The organism is Pedococcus sp. NPDC057267, from assembly GCF_042668795.1.
GTDB lineage: Bacteria > Actinomycetota > Actinomycetes > Actinomycetales > Dermatophilaceae > Pedococcus.
This window is the reverse complement of sequence record NZ_JBHUYG010000059.1, coordinates 1-26790: the sequence shown is the minus strand read 5'-3', so window position 1 is coordinate 26790 and position 26790 is coordinate 1. Positions and strand designations below refer to the sequence as shown.

General features: G+C 73.0%; 27 protein-coding genes. 16 read left to right on the top strand and 11 right to left on the bottom strand.

Features of this window, described 5'->3' with window-relative positions:
• Nucleotides 1-89: 89 nt before the first annotated feature.
• Both ACFUC1_RS13445 and ACFUC1_RS13440 read right to left on the bottom strand, forming a co-directional pair.
• Nucleotides 90-1346 (bottom strand): DUF6986 family protein, encoded by a 1257-nt coding sequence (locus ACFUC1_RS13445; RefSeq protein WP_379120526.1) that lies wholly within the window; start codon nucleotides 1344-1346, stop codon nucleotides 90-92.
• 4 nt (nucleotides 1347-1350) lie between these two features.
• Nucleotides 1351-2745, bottom strand: a complete 1395-nt coding sequence (locus tag ACFUC1_RS13440) for an NAD-dependent malic enzyme (RefSeq protein WP_379120524.1) — start codon at nucleotides 2743-2745, stop codon at nucleotides 1351-1353.
• 119 nt (nucleotides 2746-2864) lie between these two features.
• Between ACFUC1_RS13440 and ACFUC1_RS13435 the strand changes: the two genes are divergently transcribed.
• Nucleotides 2865-3785 (top strand): PaaX family transcriptional regulator C-terminal domain-containing protein, encoded by a 921-nt coding sequence (locus tag ACFUC1_RS13435; RefSeq protein ID WP_379120522.1) that lies wholly within the window; start codon nucleotides 2865-2867, stop codon nucleotides 3783-3785.
• Here ACFUC1_RS13435 and ACFUC1_RS13430 read toward each other — a convergent pair.
• On the bottom strand, nucleotides 3751-4182 hold the full coding sequence (locus ACFUC1_RS13430; protein ID WP_379120520.1) for a RidA family protein: 432 nt from the start codon (nucleotides 4180-4182) through the stop codon (nucleotides 3751-3753). The genes ACFUC1_RS13435 and ACFUC1_RS13430 overlap by 35 nt on opposite strands.
• 134 nt (nucleotides 4183-4316) lie before the next feature.
• Here ACFUC1_RS13430 and ACFUC1_RS13425 point away from each other — a divergent pair, with 134 nt between their 5' ends.
• From ACFUC1_RS13425 to ACFUC1_RS13380, 10 genes are all read left to right on the top strand, one after another.
• Entirely contained in the window at nucleotides 4317-5129 is an 813-nt protein-coding gene (locus ACFUC1_RS13425) for a fumarylacetoacetate hydrolase family protein (RefSeq protein WP_379120518.1), read from the top strand.
• Nucleotides 5130-5148: 19 nt separating this feature from the next.
• A complete protein-coding gene (locus ACFUC1_RS13420) occupies nucleotides 5149-5634 on the top strand; it encodes a cupin domain-containing protein (protein ID WP_379120517.1) in 486 nt (161 codons plus the stop codon).
• Nucleotides 5631-6587 carry an acyl-CoA thioesterase gene (locus ACFUC1_RS13415; protein WP_379120516.1) on the top strand — a complete coding sequence of 319 codons (957 nt, stop codon included), beginning with the start codon at nucleotides 5631-5633 and terminating at the stop codon, nucleotides 6585-6587. The genes ACFUC1_RS13420 and ACFUC1_RS13415 overlap by 4 nt, the downstream gene beginning before the upstream one ends.
• Nucleotides 6587-8302, top strand: coding sequence for an AMP-binding protein (locus ACFUC1_RS13410; protein ID WP_379120513.1), 1716 nt, complete (start codon nucleotides 6587-6589; stop codon nucleotides 8300-8302). Before ACFUC1_RS13415 ends, ACFUC1_RS13410 begins: the two co-directional genes overlap by 1 nt.
• A complete protein-coding gene (locus tag ACFUC1_RS13405) occupies nucleotides 8299-10794 on the top strand; it encodes a bifunctional salicylyl-CoA 5-hydroxylase/oxidoreductase (RefSeq protein WP_379120512.1) in 2496 nt (831 codons plus the stop codon). The genes ACFUC1_RS13410 and ACFUC1_RS13405 overlap by 4 nt, the downstream gene beginning before the upstream one ends.
• Complete coding sequence (locus tag ACFUC1_RS13400; protein WP_379120510.1) at nucleotides 10791-11279, top strand: acyl-CoA thioesterase; 489 nt, start codon at nucleotides 10791-10793, stop codon at nucleotides 11277-11279. The genes ACFUC1_RS13405 and ACFUC1_RS13400 overlap by 4 nt, the downstream gene beginning before the upstream one ends.
• Before the next feature lie 55 nt (nucleotides 11280-11334).
• The gene (locus ACFUC1_RS13395) at nucleotides 11335-11883 is read left to right on the top strand and encodes an NADPH-dependent FMN reductase (protein WP_379120508.1); all 549 of its coding nucleotides are present in this window, start codon (nucleotides 11335-11337) and stop codon (nucleotides 11881-11883) included.
• 69 nt (nucleotides 11884-11952) lie between these two features.
• Nucleotides 11953-13296 (top strand): Na+/H+ antiporter NhaA, encoded by a 1344-nt coding sequence (gene nhaA, locus ACFUC1_RS13390; RefSeq protein ID WP_379120506.1) that lies wholly within the window; start codon nucleotides 11953-11955, stop codon nucleotides 13294-13296.
• 46 nt (nucleotides 13297-13342) lie between these two features.
• Nucleotides 13343-13738 carry a phage holin family protein gene (locus ACFUC1_RS13385; RefSeq protein WP_379120504.1) on the top strand — a complete coding sequence of 132 codons (396 nt, stop codon included), beginning with the start codon at nucleotides 13343-13345 and terminating at the stop codon, nucleotides 13736-13738.
• A 67-nt stretch (nucleotides 13739-13805) separates the two neighbouring features.
• On the top strand, nucleotides 13806-14717 hold the full coding sequence (locus ACFUC1_RS13380; RefSeq protein WP_379120502.1) for an alpha/beta fold hydrolase: 912 nt from the start codon (nucleotides 13806-13808) through the stop codon (nucleotides 14715-14717).
• A gap of 32 nt (nucleotides 14718-14749) precedes the next feature.
• Here ACFUC1_RS13380 and ACFUC1_RS13375 read toward each other — a convergent pair whose 3' ends face one another.
• Genes ACFUC1_RS13375 through nth form a run of 3 tightly spaced genes read right to left on the bottom strand, consistent with a single transcriptional unit; the run spans nucleotide 14750 to nucleotide 17388 of the window.
• On the bottom strand, nucleotides 14750-15961 hold the full coding sequence (locus ACFUC1_RS13375) for a MarP family serine protease (RefSeq protein ID WP_379120500.1): 1212 nt from the start codon (nucleotides 15959-15961) through the stop codon (nucleotides 14750-14752).
• Nucleotides 15962-16648, bottom strand: coding sequence for an NUDIX hydrolase (locus tag ACFUC1_RS13370; RefSeq protein WP_379120498.1), 687 nt, complete (start codon nucleotides 16646-16648; stop codon nucleotides 15962-15964). It abuts the gene before it with no gap.
• Nucleotides 16645-17388: an endonuclease III gene (gene nth, locus ACFUC1_RS13365; RefSeq protein ID WP_379120528.1), complete on the bottom strand. Its 744-nt coding sequence runs from the start codon at nucleotides 17386-17388 to the stop codon at nucleotides 16645-16647. Before nth ends, ACFUC1_RS13370 begins: the two co-directional genes overlap by 4 nt.
• A 219-nt stretch (nucleotides 17389-17607) precedes the next feature.
• Here nth and ACFUC1_RS13360 point away from each other — a divergent pair, with 219 nt between their 5' ends.
• Nucleotides 17608-18285, top strand: coding sequence for a Crp/Fnr family transcriptional regulator (locus ACFUC1_RS13360; RefSeq protein ID WP_379120496.1), 678 nt, complete (start codon nucleotides 17608-17610; stop codon nucleotides 18283-18285).
• 13 nt (nucleotides 18286-18298) lie between these two features.
• On the opposite strand, the gene ACFUC1_RS13355 is transcribed toward ACFUC1_RS13360, so the two are convergent.
• The 4 genes from ACFUC1_RS13355 to ACFUC1_RS13340 are packed head-to-tail and all read right to left on the bottom strand — an operon-like array spanning nucleotide 18299 to nucleotide 20604.
• The gene (locus tag ACFUC1_RS13355) at nucleotides 18299-19126 is read right to left on the bottom strand and encodes an MBL fold metallo-hydrolase (protein ID WP_379120494.1); all 828 of its coding nucleotides are present in this window, start codon (nucleotides 19124-19126) and stop codon (nucleotides 18299-18301) included.
• Nucleotides 19123-19962 carry an NUDIX domain-containing protein gene (locus ACFUC1_RS13350; RefSeq protein WP_379120492.1) on the bottom strand — a complete coding sequence of 280 codons (840 nt, stop codon included), beginning with the start codon at nucleotides 19960-19962 and terminating at the stop codon, nucleotides 19123-19125. Before ACFUC1_RS13350 ends, ACFUC1_RS13355 begins: the two co-directional genes overlap by 4 nt.
• A gap of 10 nt (nucleotides 19963-19972) precedes the next feature.
• The gene (locus tag ACFUC1_RS13345; protein WP_316007278.1) at nucleotides 19973-20449 is read right to left on the bottom strand and encodes a RidA family protein; all 477 of its coding nucleotides are present in this window, start codon (nucleotides 20447-20449) and stop codon (nucleotides 19973-19975) included.
• A 2-nt stretch (nucleotides 20450-20451) separates the two neighbouring features.
• Nucleotides 20452-20604 carry a hypothetical protein gene (locus ACFUC1_RS13340; RefSeq protein ID WP_379120490.1) on the bottom strand — a complete coding sequence of 51 codons (153 nt, stop codon included), beginning with the start codon at nucleotides 20602-20604 and terminating at the stop codon, nucleotides 20452-20454.
• A 117-nt stretch (nucleotides 20605-20721) separates the two neighbouring features.
• Between ACFUC1_RS13340 and ACFUC1_RS13335 the strand changes: the two genes are divergently transcribed.
• Genes ACFUC1_RS13335 through ACFUC1_RS13325 form a run of 3 tightly spaced genes read left to right on the top strand, consistent with a single transcriptional unit; the run spans nucleotide 20722 to nucleotide 23680 of the window.
• Nucleotides 20722-21486 carry an alpha/beta hydrolase family protein gene (locus ACFUC1_RS13335; protein ID WP_379120489.1) on the top strand — a complete coding sequence of 255 codons (765 nt, stop codon included), beginning with the start codon at nucleotides 20722-20724 and terminating at the stop codon, nucleotides 21484-21486.
• A gap of 9 nt (nucleotides 21487-21495) precedes the next feature.
• Nucleotides 21496-22506, top strand: coding sequence for an ArsA-related P-loop ATPase (locus ACFUC1_RS13330; protein ID WP_379120487.1), 1011 nt, complete (start codon nucleotides 21496-21498; stop codon nucleotides 22504-22506).
• A 1-nt stretch (nucleotide 22507) separates the two neighbouring features.
• Complete coding sequence (locus tag ACFUC1_RS13325; protein ID WP_379120485.1) at nucleotides 22508-23680, top strand: ArsA family ATPase; 1173 nt, start codon at nucleotides 22508-22510, stop codon at nucleotides 23678-23680.
• A gap of 18 nt (nucleotides 23681-23698) precedes the next feature.
• Here ACFUC1_RS13325 and ACFUC1_RS13320 read toward each other — a convergent pair whose 3' ends face one another.
• Nucleotides 23699-24028: a WhiB family transcriptional regulator gene (locus ACFUC1_RS13320; RefSeq protein WP_379120483.1), complete on the bottom strand. Its 330-nt coding sequence runs from the start codon at nucleotides 24026-24028 to the stop codon at nucleotides 23699-23701.
• A 274-nt stretch (nucleotides 24029-24302) separates the two neighbouring features.
• On the opposite strand from ACFUC1_RS13320, the gene ACFUC1_RS13315 reads away from it, so the two are divergent.
• Nucleotides 24303-26738 carry a transglycosylase domain-containing protein gene (locus ACFUC1_RS13315; protein WP_379120481.1) on the top strand — a complete coding sequence of 812 codons (2436 nt, stop codon included), beginning with the start codon at nucleotides 24303-24305 and terminating at the stop codon, nucleotides 26736-26738.
• Nucleotides 26739-26790 lie beyond the last annotated feature (52 nt).

Sequence of the window (26790 nt, the reverse complement as noted above, 5' to 3'; positions counted from 1 at the left end):
AGCGACCCCGCAGCGGGTGGACCCTGCGCTGGGGGCGCCACCCTCTGCGAGCAGAGGTTCGCGCCCGAGCGAAGGGGGGCCACTGGCAGCTACCCCGCGGCGCGCTTGGCCAGGACGTCCAGGCGGTGGCGGTCGATGCCGGTCAGCTCCTTGACCTCCGCGTCGTCCGTGGCACCGCAGTCCAGTCCCCGAACCACGAAGTCGGCGAGCGCACGGGCCGTCGCCGGCTCGTCCATCACGCCGGAGTCGACCTGTCCGACGTAGTTGCGCAGCCGCTCGGCAGCGGCCGGCAGGCCCTCGCGGTAGAAGGCGTACGTCGCGGCATACCGGCTCGGCAGCTGGGCCGGGTGCAGGTCCCAGCCCTGGTAGTAGCCGCGCTCGAGCGAGCGCCGCACGAGCCGGGCGTGCAGCGCCCAGGCGGCGTGCACGGCCTCGCGGCTCCCGACGGGCAGGATGTTCGTGGAACCGTCCGAGAGCCGCACCCCGGTGCCGGCGGCGGCCACCTGCATGACCGCCTTGGCGTGGTCGGCGGCTGGGTGCTCCATCGACTGGTAAGCCGCGGCGACGCCCAGCGAGGCCGAGTAGTCGTACGTGCCGTAGTGCAGCCCGGTGCAGCGACCGGCCGCGGCGTGGACCATCCGGGCCACCAGCGCCGTCCCGTCGGGCCCGAGGATCGCCTGCGGTGTCTCGACCTGGATCTCGAAACCCAGTGCGCCCGAACGCAGCCCGAGCCCCGACTCGAGCCGTTCGCAGGCCACGACCATCGCCTCGACCTGCTCGACCGACGTCACCTTGGGCAGGGTGACGACGAAGCCGTCCGGCAGCGAGCCGTCGGCCGCGACGGCCTCGACGAACCGTGCCAGCGTCCGCACGCCCCGCGCCCGGGTCGGCGCCTCGAAGCTCTTGAAGCGGATCCCGTGGAACGGCGCGACCGTCCCGGCACGCACCGACTCCAGCAGGGCTGCGGCACTCGCGTCGACGGCCGCGTCCTCGACGTCGTCCGCCGGGGCCCCGTACCCGTCCTCGAAGTCGACCCGCAGGTCCTCGACCGGCTCGGTGGCCAGCTTGGCCCGCACCCGGCCCACCACGTCCTCGGCGAGGTCGGGGCCGATGCCGAGCAGCGCGGCATACGCCTGCGGGTCCCCGCCGTGCTCGTCGAGGACGGCCAGGGCCTCCTCACCCCACCGGGGCACCAGGCTGGCGTCGTAGCGGCTGGCGGGCACGTAGACCGTGTGGACCGGCTGGCGGTCGGGGCGCTCGCCGGGGAAGCGTTGCGCCAGAGCGGAATCCGCGTCGGCCAGGTGCGCGTCGAGCTCGCGGGTGAGGTCGGTGGTGTCGAAGGTCATCGGGTCAGCCCTTCCCTTCCCCGCCCGCGGCGTGCCGCACGGCGGACGCCACCGCCGGCGCCACCTTCGGGTCGAACACGCTCGGCACGATGAAGCTCGCGTTGAGCTCGTCGGCATGGACGCAGTCGGCGATCGCGGTGGCTGCGGCGATCATCATCTCGTCGGTGATGTCGCTGACCCCGGCGTCGAGCAGCCCGCGGAAGAACCCGGGGAAGGCCAGGACGTTGTTGATCTGGTTGGCGTAGTCGGACCGACCGGTCGCGACGACAGCGGCGTGCCGGCTCGCTGCGACGGGATCGACCTCGGGGTCGGGGTTGGCGAGCGCAAAGACGATCGCGTCGGGCGCCATCCCGGCGATGTCGTCCTCGTCGAGAAGGTTGGGGGCGGAGACGCCGATGAAGACGTCGGCCCCGGCGAGCACCTCCTTGAGGGTGCCGCGGACCTTGCGGGGGTTGGTGTTGCGGGCGATCCAGCCGCGGAACTCGTCGGTGTGCCGTGCCTCGGGGTCCAGCGCCCCGTGCCGGTCGCAGCCGACGATGTCGCGCGCGCCCTGCGCGTCGAGGAGCCGGACGATCGCGTGACCGGCGGCTCCGACCCCGGAGACGACGATGCGCACGTCCTCGACCTTCTTGTCCACGACGCGCAGTGCGTTGGTCAGCGCGGCCAGCACCACGATCGCCGTGCCGTGCTGGTCGTCGTGGAAGACGGGGATGTCGAGCTCGTCGCGCAGCCGCTGCTCGATCTCGAAGCAGCGGGGGGCGGAGATGTCCTCGAGGTTGACGCCGCCGTAGACGGGGGCGAGCGCCTTGACGGTGCGGATGATCTCCTCGGTGTCCTGCGTGTCCAGGCAGACCGGCCAGGCGTCGACGCCGGCGAACTGCTTGAACAGCGCAGCCTTGCCCTCCATGACGGGCAGCGCCGCGGCGGGGCCGATGTTGCCGAGCCCGAGCACCGCCGAGCCGTCCGTCACGACGGCGACCGTGTTGCGCTTGATGGTGAGGCGGCGGGCGTCGTCCGGGTTCTCGGCGATGGCCAGGCAGACGCGGGCGACGCCGGGCGTGTAGGCGCGGGAGAGGTCGTCGCGGTGCTTGAGCGGCACCTTGGGCACGACCTCGAGCTTGCCGCCGAGGTGCAGCAGGAAGGTGCGGTCGCTGACCTTGCGGACCTTCACCCCGGGCACCGCGGCGATCCGCGCGGTGATCCGGTCGGCGTGGTCGGCGTCCGAGGCGTTGCACGTGACGTCGACGACCAGGCTCTGCCCGCGCGACTCCACGACGTCGAGCGCGGTGAGCGCGCCGCCGGCCTCCGCGACCGCGCCCGCCACCACCCCCGTCGTGTCGATCGCTGCAGGCGCCTCGGCGCGCACGGTGATGGAGTACCCGGGACTCGGTGCAGGCATCGGTCGGCCTCGTTCTTCCACGATACGGAGTCACGCTTCTGTCTGACGGAAGACTAGGGCTTGGCGTCCCCACCGGACAACCCCCGTCCACCGCATCCCACTGCGGCTACTGTGCCCCCGTGACGACGACGGACCTCGACGGTGGCGCCGACCGCGGCCCCCAGCCGCCCCGGGCCCTCATCGTCACCCTGCTCGGGCTCTACGTCCGCGACCTCGGCGGCTGGATCAGCGTCAGCGCGCTGATCCGGCTCATGGCCGCCGCGGGCGTCGACGAGCAGTCCGTCCGCTCCGCCCTGACCCGGCTCAAGCGGCGTGGGATCGTCGAGTCGGAGCGCCGCGACGGCGTGGCCGGCTACGCGCTGTCGGGGTATGCCGGCCGCGTCCTCGAGCTCGGCGACCGGCGGATCTTCGCGACCCGCCCCGACTCCGAGCGGGACTGGGTGCTGGCCGTCTTCTCGGTGCCCGAGAGCGAGCGCCAGAAGCGGCACACCCTGCGCGCCCGGCTGTCGTGGCTGGGGTTCGGGACCGTGGCGTCGGGGGTGTGGATCGCCCCGGGGCACCTGGCCGAGGACACCCGAGAGACCCTGCTGGCGGACGGGCTGGAGCCCTACGTGGACCTGTTCCGCGCCGAGTACCTCGCGTTCGGCGACCCGGCGACGAAGGTCGCGCAGTGGTGGGACCTCGAGGCGCTCGAGCAGCTCTACGACGACTTCCTCGAGGCCCACGAGCCCGCTCTGCGCCGGTGGGAGCGCGCCACCCCCGAGTCGGCTGCTCGGGGGACGGAGGCCGCCGAGCCGGCCCACGGGGAGGAGGCGTCCGGATCCGAGACGTCCGGACCCGAGGCGTTCGCCGACCACCTGCGCGCCCTGACCGCCTGGCGCCGCCTGCCCTACCTCGACCCGGGCCTGCCGACCGACCTTCTGCCCGCCGACTGGTCCGGCACCCGGGCCGCCGAGACGTTCTTCGCGCTGCACCGCACCCTGGCGGGGCCGGCCCACGACTTCGTCACCGCGCAGGCCGCAGCCTCTCGTCCGGGATGACCGCGACACCGAGGATCTCGATCATCGCCTCGGGCTGCCAGAGCGCAGTCGTGCCGATGCCCGCCATCGCCGGGTAGACCGGTCCGGCGAGCTCACGCCACACCTTCCCGATCTCGCGGCCGTGCGCCTGGTAGTCCGGGATGTCGGTGAGGTAGATCGTGATGCTGACGAGGTCCCCCGGCACCCCGCCGGCCTCGGCCAGGGTCGCCAGGACGTTGGAGAACGCCTGCCGGAACTGCTCGACGATGCCCCCGGGGACGATCCGCATGTCGGCGTCGAGGGCGGTCTGGCCGCCCAGGTAGAGCGTGTTGCCCGCGAGCGTCCCGTGCGAGTAGCCGCTCGGCGCGGGCAGCGAGGCCGGGTTCACGGGGACGGGGGTCAGCGGGTGCGCGGGCATCGGGTCCTCCAGCTGTGGTCGGGGTCGTCGGCCGCCGACCGGGAGGCGTCGTCGCGCGCCTGGCCCGCTCCACGGCATACGGGCAGGGTAGCGGACCTATTGACGTTTGACGACGATCGTGAAAATCTCGCTATATGCAGCTCGGCACCGTCGCCACGCGCGGCACCACCACGGCCGCGGCGCGGACGCCGGACGGCTGGCGGGCGCTCCCCGCGCCGGACCTCTCCGCGCACCTCGCAGGCGGTGGCCGGCTCGACGAGGCCGGCGGGCTGGGCGACCTGCTCGACGACGCCGTGGTCCTCGCCCCGCTCCCGCGCCCCGGCAAGGTCGTGTGCTGCGGCCTCAACTACGGCGAGCACATCCGCGAGACGGGACGCGACCTGCCCACCCACCCCACGCTGTTCGCCAAGTACGCCGACAGCCTCATCGGCCCCACCGACGACATCCGGCTGCCCGCAGGCGCCGACGTGGACTGGGAGGCCGAGCTCGCGGTCGTCGTCGGCGACACGATCCGGGGCGCCGACCGCGCGACCGCGGCCGCCGCCATCGCCGGGTACACCGTGGCCAACGACGTCTCCGTGCGCGACTGGCAGTACCGCACCCTGCAGTGGTTCCAGGGCAAGGCGTGGGACCGCTCGACCCCGACCGGGCCGGTGGTGGTGACGCCCGACGAGGTGGACCCGGCCGCGGGGCTGACGATCACCTGCCGCGTTGACGGCGAGGAGGTCCAGCGCGACAGCACGAAGACCCTCGTCTTCGACGGCGCCGACCTCCTCTCGTACATCTCGACCTTCACCGTCCTGCGACCGGGCGACCTCGTGCTCACCGGGACGCCCGGCGGGGTCGGCACCGCCCGCGACCCGCAGCGGTTCCTCGCCGACGGCCAGGTCCTCGAGACCGAGATCGAGGGAATCGGCCTGCTGCGCAACACGATCCGCCTCACCTGACGACCCGAAGGAGCCTCACGTGGAACCCGACTTCAGCAAGTACCAGCTCGAGGGCGACCCGACCCCTTGGGCGAACGAGAACGGCCTCGTCGTCCCGGTCGTGACCCGGGCGGGCTCCGAGGGCGGCGACACCGGCCAGTCCGGCGGCGCCACCCGCGTCTCCGGCGTCAGCATCCAGCACACCCCGGCCAAGCGCCTCTGGTTCGGGAAGGTGAGCAACGAGGCCGGGTACCGCTCGGTCCCGCACCACCACGGCGAGGCGGAGACCGGCGGCTATGTGCTGTCCGGCCGCGCCCGCATCTACTTCGGCGAGCGGTTCGAGGACTACCTCGACCTGTCGGAGGGCGACTGGGTCTTCGTGCCGCCGTTCATGCCGCACGTCGAGTGCAACCTCGACCGCAACAACCCGCTCACCTGGATGACCACCCGCACGCCCGAGAACATCGTCGTCAACCTCCCGCAGGTCGACGACGCCCTGCTGCGCAACTGGGTGGACCGCCCTTGAGCACCGGTGAGCCGCAGGCCGCGCCGGCGGCCGTCGCGACCTCCGAGGTGCTCGCCCGGGCCCTCGCGCTGACCCCGGCCGAGCCGCAGCACCTCGACCTCGCCTTCACCGCGACCACCCAGCCGTGCCCGTGGCCCAAGGCCTACGGCGGCGACATGGTCGCGCAGGCGGCGGCCGCCGCGATGCTCAGCGTCACCGACGGCAAGGCCATGCACTCGATGCACAGCTACTTCATGCGGCCGGTCGACATCGGCGCGCCCGTGACGTACGAGGTCGAGGTCCTGCGCGACGGCCGCGGCTACGCGACGCGACAGGTCCGCGCCTTCCAGAACGGCAAGGCCGCCTACGCCTGCCTCGCCAGCTTCGCCGCCGGGGAGGACGGGGGCCGGTATGCCGCGTCCGCGCCCACCGACGTCCCGGCACCCGAGTCGCTGCCCAGCTCGGCGGCATACCTCGCGGACGTCGCCCCGGGTGGTGGCACGACGATGACGGCGGAGTCCAGGGAGTACTGGTCCCGCGGGCGCAGCTTCGACATGCGGCACGTCCCGGGGCCCGTCTACGTCGAGGTCGACGGCGGTCACGCACCGCAGCAGGCCGTGTGGGTCAAGCCGTTCGACGCCCTCCGGCCGGTCGAGGGGCTCACCGACGCAGAGCGCGACCTCGCTGCGCTGGCCTACGTCTGCGACTACACCATCCTCGAGCCGGTGCTCCGTGCGCTCGGGATGCCGTGGGCCCAGCCGGGCCTGGTCACCGCCAGCCTCGACCACGCGATGTGGTTCCACCGCGCGCCCGGGCCCGGCGTCCTCGACGGCTGGCTGCTGTACGCCCAGGAGGCCGTCGCCGCCGACACCGGCCGCGGCGTCGGCCTCGGCCGCTTCTTCACCCCCGACGGCGAGCACCTCGCGACCGTCGTGCAGGAAGGCATGATCCGCACCAGCTCCGGAGGCTCGTGATGTCGTCCACCCCCACCCGTCCCCGGCCCGGCCTGTCGCCGAGCGGCCACGTCGACGCCTTCGCCCGCGACCACCTGCCGCCGGCCGAGCAGTGGCCGGTGCTGGAGTTCACCACGCCGGACCTGCAGTACCCCGAGCGGCTCAACGCCGCCGTCGAGCTGCTCGACGCGACCATCCGCACCCACGGCGCCGACCGCCCGGCCCTGCGGACGCCCGACGGCACGGTGTGGACCTACGGCGAGCTGCTGACCCGCACCAACCAGGTCGCCGCCGTCCTCACCGAGGACCTCGGGCTCGTCCCCGGCAACCGTGTCCTGCTGCGCTCGCCCAACACCCCGTGGACCGTCGCGGCCTGGCTCGGGATCCTCAAAGCCGGCGGCGTCGTCGTCACGACGATGGCCGCGCTGCGCGCCCGCGAGCTCGGTCCCATCGTCGAGAGGACCCAGCCGTCCGTCGCCCTCGTCGACCACCGCTTCGTCGAGGACGTCCACGCCGTGCGGGACTCCGTGGCGCCCGGCCTGGTCGTCGTGCCGTTCGACGGCGACTCCGAGGACGACCTCACGAGGCGGGCCGCCACCAAGTCCGGCGACTTCCCCGCCGCGGACACCGCCGCCGACGACGTCGCCCTCTTCGGCCCCACCTCGGGCAGCACCGGCATCCCCAAGATCACCACGCACTTCCACCGCGACATCCTGTCGATCGACAACACCTTCGGCCGGCACCTCCTGCGCCTCGAGCCCGACGACGTGGTCGCCTGCACCGCGCCGTTCGCCTTCACCTTCGGCCTCGGCATGCTCGTCGTCTTCCCGCTGCGGGCCGGCGCGTGCGCGCTGCTCACCGAGTCCGCCACACCGGTCCAGCTCGCCGAGATCGTGCAGGAGCACGGGGTGACGGTCCTCGCGACGGCCCCCACGGCATACAAGCAGGTCATCAAGAGCGGCAACCTGGGTCGCCTGCGCGGCCTGCGCAAGGCAGTCAGCGCGGGCGAGCACATCGCCCAGGACGTGTGGGAGACGATCCACCACGAGCTGGGCCTCAAGGTGATCGACGGCATCGGCGCCACCGAGATGCTGCACATCTTCATCTCCGCCGTGGGTGACGACATCCGCGCGGGCAGTACGGGGAAGCCCGTCCCCGGCTACCGCGCCACGATCCTCGGCCCCGACGACCGGCCCGTGCCGCCCGGCACCGAGGGGCGCCTGGCCGTGATCGGCCCGGTGGGCTGCCGCTACCTCGACGACGAGCGCCAGCTCGGCTACGTCGTCGACGGCTGGAACGTCACCGGCGACACCTTCGTGCAGGACGAGGACGGCTACTTCTTCTACCGGGCCCGCACCGACAGCATGATCGTGTCCTCCGGCTACAACATCGGCGCGCCCGAGGTCGAGGCCGCCATCGACGCCCACCCCGACGTCGTCGAGGTGGGGGTCGTGGGCGAGCCCGACGCCGAGCGCGGCTCGATCGTCAGCGCGTTCGTCGTCCTCCGTGAGGGGGTGGTCGGCGACGAGGCGAAGGTCCGCGAGATCCAGGACCACGTCAAGGCCACCCTCGCCCCCTACAAGTACCCGCGCCGGGTCCGCTTCGTGGACCGGCTGCCCCGCAACACCAGCGGCAAGCTCCAGCACTTCAAGCTGCGCGAGCAGGCTGCCCACGCCCAGGCCGCCACCGCGGGCACGGACCCGCTGGGGGCCACCCACACCAAGGAGTCGTCGTGAGGATCGCGGTCGTCGGCGGGGGCCCGGGTGGGCTCTACCTCGCCGCCCTGATGAAGCAGCTCGACCCCGCGCACGAGGTCACCGTCTGGGAGCGCAACACCCCCGACGACACGTTCGGCTTCGGCGTCGTCTTCTCCGACGAGACGCTCGGCGGGATCGAGAACGCCGACACCACCATCCACGCCGCCATGGAGCGACAGTTCGCACGCTGGACCGACATCGACGTCACGGTCGACGGGCGCTCCTCGACGATCGGCGGGCAGGGCTTCGCGGCGATGAGCCGCAAGGAGCTGCTGCGCCTGCTGCAGGAGCGCGCGGCTGAGCTCGGTGTCGTCGTCCACTACCGCACCGAGGCGCCCGACACCGAGGAGCTGCGCGCGACGCACGACCTCGTCGTGGCCGCCGACGGCCTCAACTCGCAGGTGCGCACGCGGTATGCCGATGCGTTCGGCCCCAGCCTCGACCGGCGGCACAACAAGTACATCTGGTTCGGCACCGACCTCGTCTTCGAGGCGTTCCAGTTCATCGTCCGGAACACCGAGTTCGGGACCATGCAGATCCACGGGTACCCGTACTCCGACCGGGGCTCGACGTTCATCGTCGAGATGCACGAGGACGTCTGGCGCGCAGCGGGGTTCGACCGCACCGAGCACGAGGTCTTCCCGCCCGGGGTGTCCGACGAGTACGCCGTCCAGCGGGTCGCGGAGATCTTCGCCGACGACCTGCACGGCCACCGCATCCTGACCAACAACTCCAAGTGGATCAGCTTCACCACGGTCCGCAACGAGTCGTGGCACCACGGCAACGTCGTCCTGCTCGGCGACGCCGCCCACACCGCGCACTTCTCCATCGGCTCCGGCACCAAGCTGGCCATGGAGGACGCCCTCGCCCTGGCCGCCTGCCTGCACGAGCACCCGACCGTCGAGGCGGCGCTCACGGCATACCAGGAGGAGCGCAAGCCGGTCGTGGAGTCGACCCAGCGCGCGGCCCAGGCCAGCCTGGAGTGGTTCGAGAACATCGGGATGTACGCCGGCCAGGACCACGACGCGTTCGTCTTCAACCTGCTCACCCGCTCGCGCCGCATCACCTTCGAGAACCTCAAGGAGCGCGACGCCGAGTTCGCCGCGCGCATCCAGGCGGCGTACGCCCGCGAGGTCGCCCGTGACCTCGCGGCGGCCCCGACGGCGGGCGACAGCGCCGCCGTGTCGTCACCGGACGAGGAGGCGCCGGCGATGTTCCAGCCGGTGCGGATCGGCGCGCTCGAGCTCAAGAACCGGGTCGTGCTGTCGCCCATGGACATGTACAGCGCGGTCGACGGCGTGCCCGGCGAGTTCCACCTCGTGCACCTGGGCTCCAAGGCGCTGGGCGGCGCGGGCCTGGTCATGTCGGAGATGACCTGCGTGTCACCCGAGGGCCGGATCACCCTCGGCTGCCCCGGCCTGTGGGACGACGAGCAGCGGGACGCGTGGGCGCGGATCACCCGGTTCGTCCACGAGCGCAGCACCGCGAAGATCGGCCTGCAGCTCGGCCACTCCGGCCGCAAGGGCTCGACGAAGCTCATGTGGGAGGGCATGGACGAGCCGCTGCCCGACGGCAACTGGGAGGTCGTCGGCCCGTCCGCGCTGCCCTACGGCGAGGCCACCCACGTGCCGCGCGAGATGACCCGGGCCGACATGGACACGGTCGTCGCCGACTTCCGCGACGCCGCCCGCCGGGGCGTCGAGGCCGGGTTCGACCTCGTCGAGGTGCACGCGGCCCACGGCTACCTGCTCTCCTCGTTCCTGTCGCCGGTCTCGAACGTGCGCACCGACGAGTACGGCGGGTCGCTGGAGAACCGGCTGCGGTTCCCCCTCGAGGTCTTCGACGCGGTGCGCGAGGTCGTGCCCGAGCAGGTGCCGGTCACGGTCCGCATCTCCGCGACCGACTGGGTGCCCGACGGCAACACCGAGCACGACGCGGTCGAGATCGCCCGCGCCTTCATCGAGCACGGCGCCGCCGCCATCGACGTCTCCTCCGGCCAGGTCACCCAGGACGAGAGGCCGGCGTTCGGCCGGTCCTACCAGACGCCCTTCGCCGACCGGATCCGCCACGAGGTCGCCGGACCCGCCGGCGTGGCCGTCATCGCCGTGGGCGCCATCTCCTCGTACGACGACGTCAACTCGATCCTGCTCGCCGGTCGCGCCGACCTGTGCGCCCTCGGGCGCACCCACCTGTACGACCCGCAGTGGACCCTTCACGCCGCGGCCGAGCAGGGGTATGCCGGGCCGGCGGCCGAGTGGCCCGACCCCTGGAAGGCCGGGCGCCGGCGTCCGCCGACCTCGCGCACCGACCGCGTGCCGCCACGGCTCGCGCTGCTGCGCGAGGGCGAGCAGGGCCAGGTCCACCTGCGCTGGCGACCGGGCGCGCCGGCTGCGGTGGACGACCCGTCTGGGGACCAGGCGGGCCACCCCGCGCAACCCACGCCGGCGGCACCTGAGACCGTGTCGGCGTGACCGATCCCGCCACCGAGGCTGTCGTGACCGACCCGGCCACCGAGGCTGTCGTGACCGACCCTGCCGCCGAGGCCGTCGCGACTGCGACGCTGTGCTCCCGGATCGAGTGGGTGGACACCGACGCGGCCGGGATCTACCACAACAGCACCGTCACCCGGCTGGTCGAGTCGGCCGAGGCGGCGCTGGTCCGCGAGCGCGGCCTCGACGGCTACTTCCCGGTGGCGCCGCGGGTCCGCTTCGAGGCCGACTTCGAGGCGCCGCTGTACTTCGGGCAGGAGGTCACGACGACGGTCCGCGTCACCCGGCTCGGGTCGTCGTCGATGACGTTCGAGTTCGAGGTGTGGGGCGAGCCGTTCGAGGGGGCTGCTCGGGTGCGCGCCGCCCGGGGTCGGTACGTCACCGTCCACCTCGACCGCAGCGGCCCCGGACCGGCGCGGAGCACGCCGTGGCCGGCCGAGTGGGTGGAGCGGCTCACCGCAAGCTGACCGCCGGCCGACCGCCGTCTGACCGGCGGCTGACCGCCCCGCCTAGGCTGCGGGCATGGGTCGCCCCCGCCTCTCCGTCGTCATCGCCAGCACCCGGCCGACCCGCATCGGCCACCACGTCGCCGAGTGGGTGCTCGGCCAGGTCCCCGACGACCTGGACGTGACCGTCCACGACCTGCGCGAGCTCGACCTGCCGTTCCTCGACGAGCCGGGGCAGCCGGCAGACGGCGACTACGCCCACGAGCACACGCGTCGCTGGTCGGCGGCGATGCGCGCGACCGACGCACTCGTCCTCGTCATGCCCGAGTACAACCGCGGCTACAACGCCGCCCTCAAGAACGCGATCGACTACCTCTACGCCGAGTGGGAGGGCCTGCCCGTGGCGTGCGTCGGCTACGGCTGGCACGGTGCGTCGTACGCGAAGTCGGCCCTGCGCCAGACCCTCGAGCGGCTGAAGATGGTCGTCGTCGACGGGCCCGGCCTGTCCTTCGACGACACGCTCACCCTCGACGGGCTCGTCACCGCCGGGCCGGAGGAGGGCGCCGCGCTGGTGGCCATGTTCGACGCGCTGCGCGCCGCGGCCCGGGCACCGCTCGACCGGTAGGCTGGTCCCCGGTGCGTCGGGAAGTCTGGTCGACACGTCCTCCGTGCTGCCTCCCCTGAAAGGCCCCTCGTGAGCCTGACCACCAAGCCCCGCCTCTTCGCCCGCTCCAGCTGGGCCGAGGCCCAGCGCGTCGCGGCGGCGCTGCGCACGGAGACCGTCGGCGGTGCGCTGCTGCTCCTCGCGGCCGTCGCGGCACTGGTCTGGGCCAACTCCCCGTGGCACACGGCATACGCCGGGCTGCGCGACACCACGTTCGGCCCGCACGCGCTGCACCTCGACCTCACGGTCGGCCAGTGGGCCGCCGACGGGCTGCTCGCGCTCTTCTTCTTCGTCGCCGGGCTCGAGCTCAAGCGCGAGTTCCTCGTCGGCGAGCTGCGCGACCCTGCGCGAGCCGCCCTCCCCGTCGCCGCCGCCCTGTGCGGGGTGGCCGTGCCCGCCCTCGTGTATGCCGGGAGCGTCACCGCCCTCGGCGCGGGGGGTGAGGCCCTGCGCGGGTGGGCCGTGCCGACCGCGACCGACATCGCCTTCGCCCTCGCCGTGCTGGCGGTGATCGGGACGCACCTGCCGTCGGCGCTGCGCTCGTTCCTGCTCACCCTGGCCGTCGTCGACGACCTCGTGGCCATCACGATCATCGCCGTCTTCTACACCGACTCCCTCGACCTGCCCGCCCTCGGCCTGGCGCTCGTCCCGCTGGCCGCCTTCGCGTGGCTGGTCCAGCGGCGGGTCGCCCGGTGGTGGCTGCTCCTCCCGCTGGCGCTGACGACGTGGGCGCTGGTCCACGCCTCCGGCATCCATGCCACCGTGGCGGGCGTGCTGCTCGGGCTCGTCGTGCCGGTGCGCCCCCGGGCCCGGGTCCCCGAGCGGCTGAGCACGCTGCCCCGCGACCTCGACGTCGCCGAGCGGTTCGAGCACCGGCTGCGGCCGCTGTCCGCCGGGGTGGCGGTGCCGGTGTTCGCGTTCTTCGCCGCCGGGGTGCGGGTCGTCGGCGGCGGACTCGGCGCCACGGCGACCGATGCCGCGGCCCTCGGCGTCGTCCTCGGCCTCGTCGTCGGCAAGCTCGTCGGGGTGCTCGGCGGCACGTGGACCTTCGCCCGGTTCACCCGCGCCGAGCTCGACGAGGACCTCGCCTGGTGGGACGTGGTCGGGCTGTCGCTGCTGGCCGGGATCGGGTTCACCGTCTCGCTGCTCGTGGGTGAGCTCGCGTTCGGGGCCGGCAGCCCGCGCGACGAGCACGTCAAGCTCGCCGTGCTCACCGGGTCGCTGCTGTCCGCCTGCCTCGCGACGGTCGTCCTGCGCGCACGCAACCGGGTGTACCGCCGGCTCGCCGAGCTGGAGACGCGCGACGAGGACGGGGACGGCATACCGGACTGCTACCAGGCTGCGCCGGATGTGGAGCCGACCTCCCGCGGCTAGGGTGGTCGTGGCCCACCCGACCGGACGAAAGCGCAGGTGAAGGCGCATGACCTCCCCGCAGGACACGCCCGAACGCACCATCGGACAGCTCGTCGCCGACGCCACCCACGACGTCTCGACCATCGTCCGCAGCGAGATCGCCCTGGCGAAGGCCGAGATCACCGCTGACGTGAAGAAGGCCGGCACCGGTGCCGGGATGTTCGCCGGTGCCGCGTTCGTCGGCCTGCTCGGCCTCATCTTCCTCTTCCACACGGTCGTCGCGGTGCTCGACATCTGGCTGCCGCTGTGGGCCGCCTACCTCATCACCACGGCCCTGCAGTTCGCCATCGCCGGCGTGCTCGCGATGGTCGGGCGCTCGCAGCTCAAGCGGATGACGGGCAAGCCGGAGCGGACGATCAAGAACGCCGAGCAGACCATCGACGCCATCAAGGGCACGTCCTGACCGCGACGGCCCCGCTGCCGTCCGTCTCCACCGCCCCGACCCCGAGCCCGGATCCGAGCCCCGCACGATGACCCTGGACGCGTCCCTGGCCCTGGTCGAGGGCCCGTGGGAGCACCGGTTCGTCGCGGCGAACGGCGCCCGCTTCCACGTCGCCGAGCTCGGCGACGGCCCGACCGTCCTGCTGCTGCACGGGTTCCCGCAGTTCTGGTGGGCCTGGCGGCACCAGATGGTCGCGCTCGCGGAGGCGGGCTACCGCGCCTGCGCCATGGACCTGCGCGGGTACGGCGCCTCCGACAAGCCGCCCCGCGGGTACGACACCCCCACCTCGGCCACCGACGTCGCGAGCGTCCTGCGCTCGCTCGGCGCCTCGACCGCCACGGTGGTCGGCCACGGGTGGGGTGGCTGGATCGCGTGGAGCATGCCGACGCTGCAGCCGACGGTGACGCGGGCGGTGGCGTCCCTGTCGATGCCGCACCCGCTCGTGTTCCGCAAGGCGTCGTTCACCCACGCCGGGCAGCTGCGCGCCAACGCCTACCTGGGCGGGCTGCAGCGGCCGTTCGTGCCGGAGCGGCAGATGACCGTGCACGGCGGGTACGTCCAGCGGCTGCTGCGCGAGTGGGCCAGTCCCGAGGGGATCTGGCCCTCTCCGGAGGAGGCGAGGCTCTACTCCGACGCGATGGCGCTGCCGTTCGTCGCGCACTCCGCCGCCGAGTACTACCGCTGGGTGGTGCGCAGCCAGCTGCGGCCCGACGGCTGGCGGTTCGCCGCCCGGATGCGCACGCCGATCCGGGTGCCCGTGCTGCAGCTGCACGGCGAGCACGACCGGGCGGTGCTGGCGTCGTCGGCCGGGGGCTCCGAGGCGTACTGCGAGGGCCGGTTCGAGCGGCACCTGCTCCCCGGGGTCGGGCACTTCCTGCCCGAGGAGGCGCCCGAGCGGGTCAGCACCCGGCTCGTCCGCTGGCTCGACGACCTCGGCTGAGACCGCGCCCGACCCCGGCCGTCGCCAGGGGCTCAGCCCGCGACGCAGGGGCCGGTGTCGACCGGCGTGCTGGCCGAGGCGGCCGCGTCGAGGACGGGTCGGGCCTCGTCCAGGGTCAACGCGTAGCCCGTGCTGTCGTCGTCGAGCGACTTGGCGAAGACGACGCCGACCACGCGGCCGTCGGTGCCCAGCAGCGGGCCACCGGAGTTGCCCGGGCGGACCTGCGCGTAGAGCGAGTACACCTCGCGGCTGGTCCCGGGACGGCCGTAGATGTCCGAGCCGCGCGCCTGGACGACCTCACGCACCCGGGCGGCATCGAGCCGGTAGGGGCCGTCGAGGGGGAACCCGGCGACCACCCCGGACTGCCCGCGGGTGAGGTCCGGACCCTGCCGCAGCGGCTGCGCCGGCAGCCCGGGGACGTCCAGGACGGCCAGGTCCCGGCGGGCGTCGAAGATCACGACGCGGCCGGTGTAGGACCGCCCCGTGCCGTGGATGCGCAGCGTCGCGCGGGTCATTCCGGCCACGACGTGCGCGTTGGTGACGACGCGCTCGGGCGCGACGACCCAGCCGCTGCCCTCCTGGCCACGGTTGCAGGACTCGGCGACGCCGGTGATCTTGATGATGGACGCGGCGGCATCGCGCACCCCGGCGGTCTGCGCCACCGCGGGGTCGGGGGGCGCGACGGGGGTGATCCGCTCGCTCTGCAGCCCGTCGAACACGCGCGGGAAGCCCTCGCGGTCGAGCACCTCGCGGAACCCGGCGAACAGCCGCGAGGTCTGCGGCGGCACGAAGCGGTCGATCGTGGCGAGCACCCGGGACTCGCCGATGGCCTTGGCGATCGGCGCCGGGGCCCCACCGCGCAGGGCGCCCGCGATGAACCAGACCAGCACCGCGGCGGAGAGGACGACGACGACGGCACCGAGGCCCGAGTCGACGGCCCTCGCCGGACGGATGCGCACGGCCCGGCGCAGCCTGCCGCCGACCGACACGAAGGCGGCCTGCCCGACCGACGCGAGGATGAACACTCCGGCGATGAGCACGACCGACCGCAGCAGCGGCGAGGCGTCGAGCGCCGCCCACTGGTTGACCGCGAGCGGCAGCAGCCACATGGCCAGCGCGCCTCCGGCGAGGAACCCCGCGAGGGACAGCACGCTCACGACGAGGCCCTGGCGGTACCCGGTGACGGCGTAGCTGGCGAACAGCAGGATGAGGACGTAGTCCAGGACGGTCAGTCCGAGGAACATCTAGCTCCGGCCTTCCGTCGCGGTCTGGGTCAGGGCGTCTCGTCGACCCCCCGGACGGTAGCTGTCGGGGAGCGGTCGCTCAACGTCACGGTCCCACGGAACGGTCAGTCCGCCGAAATCGAGCACGGCGGACAGCAGCCCGGCCGTGAAGCCCCAGATGAACAGGCCGTCGAACTCGAACCCCGGGCCCCGGTAGCCGCTGGGGTGCGTGACGGTGAAGCGCGCGGCCGGGTCGAGCAGGTGCGACAGCGGCGCCCGGACCGCCCGGTGCACCTCGCGGGGGTCCACCGCGTCGACGGGACCGGGCTCGCGCCACCAGCCGAGCACGGGCGTGACGACGAACTGCCGTGGTGACAGGTAGATGTCGGGCAGCTCGGCGACCACCTCGACGGTGGCCGGGTCGATGCCGACCTCCTCATGGGTCTCGCGCAGGGCGGCGTCGGCCGGGGTCGCGTCCGAGGGCTCGCGCTTGCCGCCGGGGAAGGACACGTCACCCGGCTGGCTGCGCAGCGTGTGGGCGCGCTCGGTCAGGACGACGTCCTCGCCGCCACCGTCGTGCGGGCCGAACAGGATGAGGACGCTCGACTGCCGGCCGCCCTCCTCGGGGGGCGAGAAGCGTTCGAAGTAGTCGGACTCCGCCGCGGAGATGGCGTCGCGGGCGCGGTCGATCCAGACGGGCCGGGTCATGCCTGCACAACGTCCGGGACGTCGTCCGGTATGCCGTCGGGCGACGGCACGCCGGGCAGGTCCGCGGCATACGGGTTGGCGGCCCCGGGGGCGAGCTCGAACTTGAGCAGCTTCTGCGCCTTGACCGGGTCGACCTCGCCGATGCCGTACGACGGGCACAGCGAGGCGACGGGGCACGCGCCGCACGCGGGCTTCCTGGCGTGGCAGGTGCGCCGGCCGTGGAAGATCAGGACGTGGCTGAGCATCGTCCACTCCTTGCGCGGGATGAGCTCGCCCACGACCTGCTCGACCTTGACCGGGTCCTCCTCGGCGGTCCAGCCGAAGCGGCGCACGAGCCGGCCGAAGTGGGTGTCGACGGTGATGCCGGGGATCCCGAACGCGTTGCCCAGCACCACGTTCGCGGTCTTGCGTCCCACGCCCGGGAGGGTGACGAGGTCCTTCATCCGCGGCGGCACCTCGCCGTCGAAGCGCTCGACGAGGTCGGCGGCGAGCCGCATCACCGAGTTGGTCTTGGCGCGGAAGAAGCCGGTCGGCTTGAGCAGCGTCTCGAGCTCCTCGCGGTCGGCACCGGCGAGCGCGGCCGCGTCGGGGTAGCGGGCGAAGAGGGTCGGCGTCACCTTGTTGACCATGACGTCGGTCGTCTGGGCCGACAGCACGGTGGCGACGAGGAGCTGGAGCGGGTTCTCGAAGTCGAGCTCGCAGTGGGCGTACGGGTACCGCTCGTGGAGCAGCGCGTACATCCGCCGGGCGCGGCGGGTCCGGGCGAGCGGGGTCTCCTGCGCGACGTCGCGGGCACGGGGTCCTGGCACCGGGCCAGCCTACGGGCGAAGCCTGACAGGCACCTGACGACGCGGACGGCCCCCGTCGACAGCCTGCCCGTCCCGCCCGAGCGACGCGGATCCTCCCACTGCAGCGCGCTTCTCGTGGCGCGCGCTCGCTCTCGTGGCACACTGTCGCCCGTGGATCACGACGTGGTGAAGAAGGCCCCGCTGTTCGCAGCCCTCGACGACGAGGCCTCGTCGACCCTGATGCAGTCGATGTCGCAGACTCGGCTCGAGCGCGGGGACGTGCTCTTCCACGAGGGCGACCAGGGCGACCGGCTCTACGTGATCCGCGAGGGCAAGATCAAGCTCGGCCGCCGGTCCGCCGACGGACGCGAGAACCTCGTCGCGATCCTCGGGCCCGGCGAGATGTTCGGCGAGCTGTCGCTGTTCGACCCGGGCCCGCGCACGATGACCGCCACCGCGGTCGCCGAGACCCAGCTGCTCGGCCTCGGCAACGAGGACCTCAACGGCCTGCTCGAGGGCCGCCCCGGCGTGGCCAAGGTCCTGCTCGCGGCGCTGGCCCAGCGGCTGCGGCGCACCAACGAGAACCTCGCCGACCTGGTCTTCACCGACGTGCCCGGTCGCGTGGCCAAGGCGCTGCTCGACCTGTCGGCCCGGTTCGGCCGTCCGGTCGAGGAGGGCGTGCTCGTCGCGCACGACCTCACCCAGGAGGAGCTGGCCCAGCTCGTCGGCGCCTCCCGCGAGACGGTCAACAAGGCGCTGGCCGACTTCGCGACCCGCGGCTGGCTGCGGCTCGAGGCTCGCGCCGTCCTGCTCATGGACGTCGAGCGGCTCAAGCGCCGGGCCCGCTGACCCGACGCGGGGCTCAGCCCCTCGCGCGCAGGTACTCCAGCTGCGCGGCCACGCTCTGCGCGGCCGCGGGCCACACCTCGCGCGGCACGTCGGCATACACGCGTTCGACGACGGCCTGCACGACGTCCGGCGCCCGCGACGCCCCGTCCGCGAGCGCCTGGCGCACCTGCTCGAGCCGCTCCGCGCGGTGGACGCGGTAGAACGCGACCATCGCCGACGCGTCCGGCACCACCGGGCCGTGCCCCGGCAGGATCGAGGTCACGGCGCCGCCGCCCGTGAGCGCAGCGATGCGCTCGAGCGAGTCGAGGTATGCCGCGAGCTCGCCGTCGGGGTGCGCCACCACCGTGGTGCCGCGGCCGAGGACGGTGTCGCCCGTCAGCAGGGCGGAGTCGGCGGGCAGCGCGAAGGACAGGGAGTCGGACGTGTGGCCGGGTGTGGCGACGACCCGCAGCTCGAGCCCCCCGACGCGGACGACGTCGCCGTCGGCAAGGTCGTCGTGGCCGCGCCCGACGGCGCGCGTCGGCGCCCCGGTCAGCTCTGCGAACCGCTCCGCCCCCTCGGCGTGGTCGGCGTGGCCGTGCGTCAGGATCGTCGCGCCGACCCGGGCGCCGAGCGCCTCGACCTCGGCGACGACGTGGCGCAGGTGCCCCTCGTGCAGCGGCCCGGGGTCGATGACGACCGCCTCGGTCGCGCCGGGTTCGAGCAGGACCCACGTGTTGGTCCCGTCGAGGGTCATCGGGCTGGGGTTGGGCGCGAGCACGCAGAGCGCGCGCTCGGTGATGCGGCCACCGTGCCACTCGCCGACGGCCGCGGAGGGCGCCGGTGGCGGGGTGGTGCTCACCGCGGCAGCTCCGCCCGCAGCACCAGCCCGTCGCCGGTGTCGACGAGCTCGGGCTGGACCCGGGCGATGCGCGGGCGCTCGGCGACGAACGCCGCTGCCGAGCCCGCGGCGGCGACCTCCTCGACCGCCACGACGGTGGGCGGCAGCATCAGGGCGGCCCCCTCGCGCCAGGCTGCGACCAGCTCGGCGGGCCGCACCCAGTCGGCCTCGTCGGCCTCGGACGACAGGTCGTCGGCCCGCTGCCCCTGCGGCAGGAGCGCCGAGAAGAACCGGGTGTCGTAGCGCCGGGCCTCGAACTCCGGGGTGACCCAGTGCGCGCGGTAGCCCAGCAGGTCCGAGCGCAGCACGAGGTCGTGCTCGCGCAGCACCTCGGACAGCGAGGCGTCGCGCGACAGCAGCCGCTGGCGCTGGGCGTGCCAGTGCTCGCCGCTGACGTCGTCGATGACGACGTCGGGGGACGGGCCGGCCAGCAGGACCCCGCACTCCTCGAAGACCTCGCGGACGGCCGCGGCGACCAGCTCGCGGGCGGTGCCCTCGTCGACCTGCATCAGCGCCGCCCACTCGGCGGGCGAGGGCCCGGCCCACGGCAGGTCGGCGTCGGCGTCGCGCGGGTCGACCCCGCCGCCGGGGAAGACCATCATCCGCGGGGCGAACGCCATCGTCGCCACGCGCCGCAGCATGAAGACCTCGACGCCCGCCGACCCGTCACGCACGACTATGACGGTCGCGGCGCTGCGCGGCTCGACGGGCGTCACGGGGTCCCCGGCCGCGAGCCACCGCTCCGCGCGCTCGCGCAGGGTCGGCGACTCGGCGACCGGGAACTCCCGGGTGACCATGTCGGACAGGTCAGTCGTCCTCGAGCGCGACGACGATCTCGACCTCGACCGGGGCGTCGAGCGGCAGCACGGCCACGCCGACCGCGGACCGGGCGTGGACTCCCTTGTCCCCGAACGCCTTCCCGAGCAGCTCGCTGGCGCCGTTGATGACGCCGGGCTGACCGGTGAACGACGGGTCGGAGGCCACGAAGCCGACGACCTTGACGACCTGGGCCACCTTGTCGAGGTCGCCGACGACCGCCTTCACGGCGGCGATGGCGTTGAGCGCGCACAGCTCGGCGAGCTTCTTGGCGTCCTCGGCCGGGACGAGCCCGTGGCCGTCGCCGACCTTGCCGGTCTGGACGAGGGCGCCGGACTGCATCGGCAGCTGGCCCGAGGTGTAGATGCGACGGCCGTCCTGCACGGCGGGGACGTACGCCGCAACGGGCGGCACGACCTCGGGGACGGACAGGCCGAGCTCGGCCAGGCGGTCTTCGACAGCACTCATGGTCAGGCCTTCTCCCTCTTCAGGTAGGCGACGAGGTTGCCACCGTCGCCGGACAGGACCTGCACGAGCTCCCAGCCGTCCTCGCCCCACTGGTCCAGGATCTGCTTGGTCGCGTGCACGATGAGCGGCACGGTCGCGTACTCGAACTTGGTCATGCGACGACCTCCTGAGGACACGAGCGACGAAGGAGTGAGGCCCGCAAGGAGTAGGAGCATGGCCCATCGAACATTGTCATGGTTCGCAGCCTAGCCACCGCTGGCAGGATGGTCGCCATGGCCCGTGACCCCATCGAGGTGCTCGACGAACGGGCCGCGCCGCCCGCCCGCACCACGGCATACGGCGAGCACGCCGACCAGGTGTACGACGTGCGGCTGCCGGCCCGCACGACCCGCGCCCTCACGGTCGTGGTGGTGCACGGCGGCTTCTGGCGCCCCGAGTACGACCGGGCACACGCGAGCAGGCAGGCGCAGGCCTTCGCCGACGCCGGGTACCCGGTCGCGGTGGTCGAGTACCGCCGTACCGGCGTCGCCGGCGGGGGCTGGCCCGGGACCGCGGACGACCTCCGCGACGCCCTGGCGGCCATCCGCAGCGACCCCCAGGTGGGCAGCTCGCCCGCGGTCCTCGTCGGGCACTCGGCGGGCGGGCAGCTCGTCACCTGGGCGGCGTCCCGGCCGTGGGCGCACGGCCTGCGCGGCGTCGTGAGCCTGGCCGGCGTCCTCGACCTCGCCCACGGGCAGGCCACCAGCGTCGGCGGCGGGGCGATCGACGCGTTCCTCGGCGGCACCCCCGAGCAGGTCCCCGGGGCGTACGCCGCGGCCGACCCGATCGGGCTCAGCCCCAACGTGCCCGCCCTCGTCGTGCACGCACGCGACGACGACGTCGTGCCGTTCGAGCTCAGCGAGCGGTATGCCGCGGCGCACCACGGGCCGTCCGTGCGGCTGCGCCCGGTGGCGGACGGCGGGCACTACGGGTTGATCGACCCCGAGCACCCGGCCTTCGCGGAGGTCCTCTCAGCGGTCGACCTGCTCGCCTCCTAGGCTTGCCGCATGGCCCACCCCGACCTGTCCCACGTGCGGCTGCACGTCGTCACGGGCAAGGGCGGCACCGGCAAGACCACCGTGGCGTCGGCCGTCGCCGTCGCGCTGGCCCGCCAGGGACGGCGGGTGCTGATCGCGGAGGTCGAGGGCCGGCAGGGCATCTCCCAGACGTTCGACGTGCCGCCGCTGGGGCACACCGAGACGCGGATCCTGCACGACCGCAGCGGCGGCGAGGTGTGGGGCCTGTCGGTGGACCCCAAGGAGTCGTTGCTGGAGTACCTGCAGAAGTTCTACAAGGCGGGCCGCGCAGGCTCGGTGCTGGAGAAGTTCGGCGCCATCGACTTCGCCACCACCATCGCCCCCGGCGTCCGCGACGTGCTGCTCATCGGCAAGGTCTACGAGGCCGCGGGCCGGCGGGCGGGCGGTCGCGACACCCGTTCGGGACGGCCGCACGGCGAGCTGGCGTACGACGCCGTCGTGCTCGACGCGCCGCCGACGGGCCGGGTCGTGCGCTTCCTCAACGTCAACGCGGAGGTGGCCGACGTCGCCCGGGTCGGCCCGATCCGCAGCCAGGCCGACTCGATCACGCGCATGGTGCGCAGCCACACGACGGCCGTGCACGTCGTCACCCTGCTGGAGGAGATGCCGGTGCAGGAGACGGTCGACGCCCTCGAGGAGCTGCGGTCGGCACAGCTGCCGCTGGGGGCGATCGTCGTCAACCAGGTCCGCGAGCCGCTGCTGTCCGAGCCGACGCTGCGGGCCATCGGGCGCTCGCGCCCCACGACCGGCGTCGCGTCCGACCTCAAGGCAGCCGGGCTGTCCGTGACCAACGGCATGGCGTCCGCCCTGGTCACCGAGGCCCGCGAGTACCGCGACCGCCTCGACCTCGAGGAGCGGCTGGCCGAGGTCGTGCGGGAGCAGGGCCGGCTCGTGGCCCGCCTGCCGTACCTGCCCGAGGGCGTCGAGGCCGGCGGGGTCGCCCTGCTCGCCGACGCCGCCGCCCAGCAGGGGCTGGTCTGACGTGGCCGGCACCGGCTCCACCCGCGCGGCGAACGGCTTCGACGTCGCCTCCCTCGTCCGCGACCCCGCGACCCGGATCGTGGTCTGCTGCGGCGCCGGCGGCGTCGGCAAGACCACGACGGCGGCCGCACTGGGTCTGTGGGCGGCCGAGCAGGGGCGCAGGGTCGTCGTCCTCACCATCGACCCCGCCCGTCGGCTCGCCCAGTCCCTGGGCCTGACCGAGCTCGACAACACGCCCCGCCCGGTGACCGGCGTCGACACCTCCATGGGCGGGTCGCTCGACGCGATGATGCTCGACATGAAGCGCACCTTCGACGAGGTGGTCGAGCAGCATGCGACCGCGGAGAAGGCCGCCCAGATCCTCGCCAACCCCTTCTACCAGGCGGTGTCGAGCTCCTTCGCCGGCACGCAGGAGTACATGGCGATGGAGAAGCTGGGCCAGCTGCGGGCGCAGGCCGACCGCGACGGCCGCTGGGACCTCGTCATCGTCGACACCCCGCCGTCACGCTCGGCGCTGGACTTCCTCGACGCCCCCAAGCGGCTCGGCTCGTTCCTCGACGGCCGCTTCATCAGGCTGATCTCCACCCCGGCCAAGGCGAGCGGCCGGGCCGGGCTCAAGGTCTTCAGCATGGGCGTCGGCATGGTCACGACCACCATGTCCAGGCTGCTCGGCGGCCAGCTGCTGCAGGACGTGCAGACGTTCGTGGCGGCGCTGGACACGATGTTCGGCGGCTTCCGCGAGCGGGCGGACCAGACCTACGCGCTGCTCAAGCGGCCCGAGACCGCGTTCGTCGTGGTGGCTGCGCCGGAGCGGGACGCCCTGCGCGAGGCCTCGTTCTTCGCCGGCCGGCTGGACGAGGAGGGTATGCCGCTCGCCGGACTCGTCGTGAACCGGATCCAGCGCGTGGCGGCCGAGATCTCCGCGCCGCAGGCGCGGGCCGCGGTGGACCAGCTCGCCCGGGTGGAGCCCCGGTCGGCCAGCGCGGAGGTGACCGAGGACCTGCTGCGGCTGCACGCAGACCTGGCCGAGACGGCCGAGCGGCAGGAGCGGCTGGTGCGGCGGTTCACCGCCGGGCACCCCGGCATACCCGTGGTCGAGGTGCCGGCCAGGGGCGGCGACATCCACGACCTGGAGGGGCTGCGGACGATGGGATCGGCGCTCACCGCACGCTGACGCGCGGCGGCGCGAGGGTCAGGCGGTCTCGATCTGGCCCGAACGGTGCTGGGCGAACAGGGCCGCCCACGACGTGATGTTGGGCCGGCGCTTGAGCAGCGCGCGGCGCTCGCGCTCGGTCATGCCGCCCCAGACCCCGAACTCGGTGCGGTTGTCCAGCGCGTCGGCGAGGCACTCGGCGATGACGGGGCAGCGCTGGCAGACGACCTTGGCGGTCTGCTGGGCCGCGCCCTGGACGAAGAGTGCGTCCGGGTCCGACTTGGAGCACGCACCCAGCGGCGCCCAGTCGTCGACCCACGCGGACCCGTGGGGACGCTGCCGCATGTCCTGCTCCGGTGCGATCGTCATCCTGGTGCCCCTCCAGCTGTGCTCCAGACGCGTTTCCTTGCGTCTGACGTCGTTGTCGACGTGCGAAAACGATAGGAATTCGGGCGCTTCCCGGACATGGTCCATTCGTGTAGTTCTGCGATGACCGAAGGGACTAGTCATTGCGAACCACACCGTTTCGTGGCCCTGACCAGCCCGTTCGTGCCAGGGAACCGGCCCGCCGCCACCACCCCGGCGGGGAACCCGGCCGTCCCACCAACCGGGACCGGGACGAACCGGCAGTTACCCTTGGCACATGTCAGGACGCGCCGCCAACCTCGGGAACGTCGTCAGCCTGCTCGGAGCCTTCGTCGCCACGGCGCTGGTCATGGGCCTGCTGGCGGCCGGACTGCTCATCCCCGCCGTCGGCGCGACCGGCAGCGTCGCCACCGCGGGGGTGAAGGCGTTCGACGACCTGCCCAGCGAGTTCACCACCTCGCCCCTGTCGCAGCAGTCGCGCATCGTCGACGCCCGTGGCCGGGTGCTCGCGACGCCGCAGGAGGAGAACCGGGTCATCGTCAGCCTGGACCAGGTCGCGCCGATCATGCGCAAGGCCCAGGTCGCGATCGAGGACAGCCGCTTCTACGAGCACGGCGGCGTGGACCCGCGGGGCATCACCCGCGCGGCCGTCTCGAACTTCCAGGGCCACGACGTCCAGGGCGCGTCCACCCTCACCCAGCAGTACGTGAAGCTGACGCTGCAGGAGAACGCCCTGCGGAACAACGACAAGGCGGCGGCCGACGCCGCGGTACGGGTCAGCGCGGCCCGCAAGATCCAGGAGATCAAGTACGCGGTCACCCTCGAGAAGGAGATGACCAAGGACCAGATCCTCGCCGGCTACCTCAACCTCGCCTACTACGGCGACCTCGCGTACGGCATCCAGGCGGCGGCCGAGCACTACTTCTCCGTCCCGGCGAGCAAGCTCAACCTGCCGCAGGCCGCGACCTTGGCCGGCCTGGTGCAGAACCCGAGCCGCACCGACCCGTTCAACAACGGCCCCGAGCGCGCCCAGGCCCGCCGCAACGTCGTCCTCGACCGCATGCACGAGCTCGGCATCATCAACGACAAGGACTGGCAGGCCGCCAAGGCCATCCCGCTCGCGAAGATGCTCAAGCGCAAGGACCCGCTCAGCAACTGCGCGGCCTCGAGCGAGCCGTACTTCTGCAACTACGTGATGGCCTACCTCAAGGACACGAGCAACCACAACCTCGACGCCCTCGGCAAGACCGTGCCCGAGCGCGTCAAGAACATCACCCAGGGGGGGCTGACGATCCAGACCACGCTCGACCCGACCGTCCAGCAGGCCGCGCTGGCCGACCTGACCGCCCGCGTCCCCAAGGACAACCGGGCGATGCCCAGGGACGCCTACGACCGGAGCAAGGCCGGCATCTCGCAGCTCGTGGGTGCAGCTGCCACCGTCATCGAGCCGAGCACCGGCCGCGTCATCGCCATGGTGCAGAACTCCAGCTACCCGACCACCTCCCAGCAGCAGACGGCCTACGGCTACACCCAGGTCAACTGGAACGTCGACACCAAGTACGGCGGCACCAGCGGCTTCCAGTTCGGCTCGACGGCGAAGATGTTCTCCATCGTCCGGGCCCTGGAGAGCGGCATCACCGTGAACGGCACCGTCCCGTCCAAGTTCGCCGGCCCGACCCAGTCGGCCTACTACTCCCCCCAGGAGCAGGGCTCCTGCCACGACACCAAGCCGTACGGGATCCGCAACGACTACCCGATCGGCGGCAAGCCCATCCCGTTCCGCAAGGCGACGGCCGACTCCATCAACACGGCCTTCGCGTCGCTGACCTTCGGCCTCGGGACCCGCAACGTCCTCGACACCATGACGAAGATGCACCTGCACACCGGCAGCGGCGGCAACCTGCCCTGCTACGCCAGCTCGGTCCTCGGCACCGGTGACGTCACCCCGATGACGCTGGCCAGCTCCTACGCGATCCTCGCCAACAGCGGCAAGTACTGCCCGCCGAACCCGATCCTGTCGATCACCACCCCCGACAAGAAGCCGGTCAAGATCGGCAGCACCCCGTGCCAGCAGGTCATCGACCCCGACGTGGCCAACGGCGCGACCGAGCTCCTCAAGGAGGTCATCAAGAACGGCACCGGCACCAAGGCGTCCCTCGGCACGCGGCCGGCAGCCGGCAAGACCGGCACCACCGACGACCACGTCGAGTCCTGGTTCGTGGGCTACACGGCACAGCGCGCCGCCGCCGTCTGGGTCGGGACGCCCTACTCCCAGCGCGGCATGAACGGGATCACCCTGGCCGGGCAGTGGTACAAGGGCGTCTTCGGTGGCGACATCGCCGCCCCGGTCTGGCAGGGCATCCTCCAGGCGGCGTCCGCCGGCCTGCCCGAGCGCGACTTCCCCCCGCCGAGCAACACGATCCTCAACGGCGACAACATCGCCATCCCCTACGTCAGCGGCATGTCGGTCGCCCAGGCCATCTCGACGCTGCAGGCGGCCGGTTTCAGCGCCCAGGTCGCGGGCAGCACGAGCAGCGGCATCGCTCCCGGGCTCGTGGTCTACACCAACCCCAGCGGCACTGCGGTCAAGGGCACGACGATCGGCCTGTACCTGTCCAGCGGACAGGCGGTGCAACCGCCGCCGCCGCCCTCACCGACCACCCAGGCCCCCCCGCCGACCCCGACCCCCAAGCCGACGAAGAAGAAGGGCTGACGGAGCAGGTCCCCGCACGACGAGAGGGGCTCCCCACCACCCGGTGGGGAGC

What these genes read in the sequence shown, in the direction of transcription:
- ACFUC1_RS13445 (WP_379120526.1), bottom strand. Translation starts at nt 1,346, where the DNA reads ATGACCTTCGACACCACCGACCTCACCCGCGAGCTCGACGCGCACCTG.
- ACFUC1_RS13440 (WP_379120524.1), bottom strand. Translation starts at nt 2,745, where the DNA reads ATGCCTGCACCGAGTCCCGGGTACTCCATCACCGTGCGCGCCGAGGCG.
- ACFUC1_RS13430 (WP_379120520.1), bottom strand. Translation starts at nt 4,182, where the DNA reads ATGCCCGCGCACCCGCTGACCCCCGTCCCCGTGAACCCGGCCTCGCTG.
- ACFUC1_RS13425 (WP_379120518.1), top strand. Translation starts at nt 4,317, where the DNA reads ATGCAGCTCGGCACCGTCGCCACGCGCGGCACCACCACGGCCGCGGCG.
- ACFUC1_RS13410 (WP_379120513.1), top strand. Translation starts at nt 6,587, where the DNA reads ATGTCGTCCACCCCCACCCGTCCCCGGCCCGGCCTGTCGCCGAGCGGC.
- ACFUC1_RS13395 (WP_379120508.1), top strand. Translation starts at nt 11,335, where the DNA reads ATGGGTCGCCCCCGCCTCTCCGTCGTCATCGCCAGCACCCGGCCGACC.
- ACFUC1_RS13385 (WP_379120504.1), top strand. Translation starts at nt 13,343, where the DNA reads ATGACCTCCCCGCAGGACACGCCCGAACGCACCATCGGACAGCTCGTC.
- ACFUC1_RS13380 (WP_379120502.1), top strand. Translation starts at nt 13,806, where the DNA reads ATGACCCTGGACGCGTCCCTGGCCCTGGTCGAGGGCCCGTGGGAGCAC.
- ACFUC1_RS13375 (WP_379120500.1), bottom strand. Translation starts at nt 15,961, where the DNA reads ATGTTCCTCGGACTGACCGTCCTGGACTACGTCCTCATCCTGCTGTTC.
- ACFUC1_RS13370 (WP_379120498.1), bottom strand. Translation starts at nt 16,648, where the DNA reads ATGACCCGGCCCGTCTGGATCGACCGCGCCCGCGACGCCATCTCCGCG.
- nth (WP_379120528.1), bottom strand. Translation starts at nt 17,388, where the DNA reads ATGTACGCGCTGCTCCACGAGCGGTACCCGTACGCCCACTGCGAGCTC.
- ACFUC1_RS13350 (WP_379120492.1), bottom strand. Translation starts at nt 19,962, where the DNA reads ATGGTCACCCGGGAGTTCCCGGTCGCCGAGTCGCCGACCCTGCGCGAG.
- ACFUC1_RS13345 (WP_316007278.1), bottom strand. Translation starts at nt 20,449, where the DNA reads ATGAGTGCTGTCGAAGACCGCCTGGCCGAGCTCGGCCTGTCCGTCCCC.
- ACFUC1_RS13340 (WP_379120490.1), bottom strand. Translation starts at nt 20,604, where the DNA reads ATGACCAAGTTCGAGTACGCGACCGTGCCGCTCATCGTGCACGCGACC.
- ACFUC1_RS13335 (WP_379120489.1), top strand. Translation starts at nt 20,722, where the DNA reads ATGGCCCGTGACCCCATCGAGGTGCTCGACGAACGGGCCGCGCCGCCC.
- ACFUC1_RS13330 (WP_379120487.1), top strand. Translation starts at nt 21,496, where the DNA reads ATGGCCCACCCCGACCTGTCCCACGTGCGGCTGCACGTCGTCACGGGC.
- ACFUC1_RS13320 (WP_379120483.1), bottom strand. Translation starts at nt 24,028, where the DNA reads ATGACGATCGCACCGGAGCAGGACATGCGGCAGCGTCCCCACGGGTCC.
- ACFUC1_RS13315 (WP_379120481.1), top strand. Translation starts at nt 24,303, where the DNA reads ATGTCAGGACGCGCCGCCAACCTCGGGAACGTCGTCAGCCTGCTCGGA.